Raw genomic sequence first — 2,961 nt, forward strand, 5'->3', positions numbered from 1 at the left:
ACCAAGCGTTGGCTGGTATCCCACAGCGGACGGCATACGGCCAAGTAATGCTGATACTTCAGCTCCGGCAAGGACGTACCTAAAAATATTGTCTACAAAAAGTAAAACATCCTGTCCTTCATGGTCACGGAAGTATTCCGCTTGTGTTAGCGCGGATAATGCTACACGTAACCTCGCCCCTGGCGGTTCGTTCATCTGTCCGTATACCAGCACTGTTTTATCCAGCACTTTTGATTCTTTCATGTCTAGCCATAAGTCGTTGCCTTCACGTGTGCGTTCACCAACACCGCCGAAGATTGAAACCCCGCCGTGATGCGTTGCAACGTTATGTATGAGTTCCATAATAATAACTGTTTTCCCGACACCCGCACCTCCGAATAAGCCAACTTTCCCGCCTTTTTTGTAAGGTTCAAGAAGGTCAATAACTTTTATGCCGGTCTCAAAAATTTGTTGTTTAGTTTCCTGCTCAACAAATTTAGGTGCTTGACGGTGTATGGGTAACCGCGTATCGGTTTTTAACTCGCCAAGATGGTCTATGGGCTCACCAAGAAGGTTTATCAGGCGGCCAAGGCAGGGTTTTCCTACCGGTACAGTTATCGGCCCGCCGGTATCTTCTACCTCGAGCCCGCGGGCAAGGCCTTCCGTAGGGCCTAACGCAATTGTGCGGACAGTATTATCGCCGATATGCTGTGCGACTTCAAGCACAAGTTTTGCTGCGTTTGGTTCTTTACGTTTAACATTCAGTGCGTTACGTATCGACGGGATGTTTTCATTAGAAAACTCTACGTCAATCACCGGGCCGATTATCTGCACGATTTTACCGTTGTTCATGTTAGTTTTTTTTAAAATACTACCTTTCTATAAACAATTATTTAATTAATTACCTAATGGCATCCGCAGTACCAACAATATCGGCAAGTTCACGGGTGATACTTGCCTGGCGGAGTTTATTGACCTCCAAGGTCATCTGGTCAATCAAATCCTCAGCGTTATTTGTAGCGTTATCCATAGCGGTCATTCTTGCTGCTTGTTCCGCTGCGAAGGATTCTAGTAACGCGCGATAAATCTGTGCTTTGATGTATCTTGGGAATAATGAGTTCAGTAATTCGCGTTTGCCAGGTTCAAAAATGTAGTTTGACTGGTATTCCGGTTTTTTTGTGTTTTGGTCAACTAAAAAATTTTGTAATGGCAGCAGCTGTAACGACTTAAGTTCTTGTTGAAGAATAGATTTAAACCTCTGGTGGATGACTAATACAGATTTTGGTTTTGTATTATTATAAAAATCTATTACATCAGTACCGATACTTTCTGCATGGACATAACTTATATTATTAAACAAGCTCGTGTATTCCTTACTGATCTTGATTTCATAACGTTTACAAAAATCCCTACCTTTTTTCCCTGCAACAAACATTGTGGTATTAGGATGTGTTTTTATGAATTCCAGGGTGTATCGTAGTATATTGGTATTAAAAGCCCCGCATAAACCTTTATCCGAGGTTAATAATACAATACCGTGATTATCAGAAACATGGTTTACTTGTAATGGATGAAGATCGTACTCAGCATCTGTATGCGCAAGTTCAGTTGAAAATTCTGTTATCAAACCTTCCAGCCGCGTAGCAAACGGGCGTGCGTCAATGATACGCCCTTGCGCACGGGTAAGGCGCGCTGTGGCAACCATCTTCATCGCACGCGTTATTTGCTGCGTTGACTTAATAGTCTTTATCTTATTACGTATGGTTCGTAATGACGGCATAGTATTTACTTATTCCTTAAATTATTCCAATAAATTATAACACCGGCGGGTTTGCCGCTGTGTTAAAAGAATTATTTGTTTCCTTAAACTTAGCGATAATATCTTTGAGTTTAGTTTCTATATCATTGGTTAACTCATGTTTTTGTTTTAGTTCATTCAATAATTCAATATGGCCTTTCTCAATGAATGCAAATAGTTTTTCTTCAAATTCACAAATATATTCTGCCGGTATGTCATCAAGCATGCCATGTGTGCCGCAGTAGATAGTAATAATTTGTTTTTCTACAGGTAATGGCGAATACTGTTTTTGTTTCAGTACTTCTACCATTCTCTGCCCGCGGGCAATCTGTGCTTTTGATGTTTTGTCAAGGTCACTGCTGAACTGCGCAAATGCAGCTAGAGCGTTATACTGCGCAATGTCCATCTTTAACTGTCCCGCTACCTGGCGCATAGCTTTTATCTGCGCTTTACCTCCCACACGTGAGACTGAAAGCCCGATGTTTACCGCCGGGCGGATACCGGAAAAAAACAGGTTGTTTTCAAGGTATATCTGGCCGTCAGTGATTGAGATAACATTCGTTGGGATATACGCCGAAATATCGCCGGCTTGGGTTTCAATTATTGGCAATGCTGTTATAGACCCGCCACCGTTTTCTTTTGATAGCTTACATGCGCGTTCAAGTAAACGTGAATGCAGATAAAAAACGTCACCGGGATATGCTTCACGGCCCGGAGGACGGCGGAGTAATAATGATAATTGCCGGTAGGCAGTTGCGTGTTTAGATAAGTCGTCATAAATTATGAGGACGTCTTTTCCTTGCCACATAAATTCTTCAGCCATAGCGCAGCCGGAATACGGCGCAATGTATAATAACGGCGCGGGGTCACTGGCGGATGCTGCAACTACGATTGTGTACTCCATCGCACCGTTATCAGTAAGGGTTTGTACTACTTCCGCGATTGTTGACTGTTTTTGTCCAATAGCAACATATACACAGATCGGGCGGTTATGTTCATTTTTTTGGTTTATTATAGTATCTATCGCAATTGCGGTTTTGCCTATCTGCCGGTCGCCAATAATGAGTTCGCGTTGCCCGCGGCCAATCGGGATTACAGAGTCAATAACTTTAATACCTGTCTGCAGTGGAACATTCACAGGCTGGCGTTCAACTACACCAGTTGCGATGACTTCAATCGGGCGT

At 42.8% G+C, this 2,961-nt stretch carries 3 protein-coding genes; all 3 read right to left on the reverse strand.

Going from position 1 to position 2,961, the window contains the following annotated elements:
• Positions 1–831, reverse strand: an 831-nt coding sequence (gene atpD, locus WC955_13340; GenBank protein ID MFA5860039.1) for a F0F1 ATP synthase subunit beta, incomplete at its 3' end; no start/stop codon positions are given.
• Between the two features lie 49 nt (positions 832–880).
• A complete protein-coding gene (gene atpG, locus WC955_13345) occupies positions 881–1,759 on the reverse strand; it encodes an ATP synthase F1 subunit gamma (GenBank protein ID MFA5860040.1) in 879 nt (292 codons plus the stop codon).
• A 34-nt stretch (positions 1,760–1,793) separates the two neighbouring features.
• Positions 1,794–2,961, reverse strand: a 1,168-nt coding sequence (gene atpA / locus WC955_13350) for a F0F1 ATP synthase subunit alpha (protein ID MFA5860041.1), incomplete at its 5' end; no start/stop codon positions are given.

Source organism: Elusimicrobiota bacterium (assembly GCA_041658405.1).
In the GTDB taxonomy this organism is placed as follows: domain Bacteria; phylum Elusimicrobiota; class UBA5214; order JBBAAG01; family JBBAAG01; genus JBBAAG01.

What these genes read in the sequence shown, in the direction of transcription:
- atpG (MFA5860040.1), bottom strand. Translation starts at nt 1,759, where the DNA reads ATGCCGTCATTACGAACCATACGTAATAAGATAAAGACTATTAAGTCA.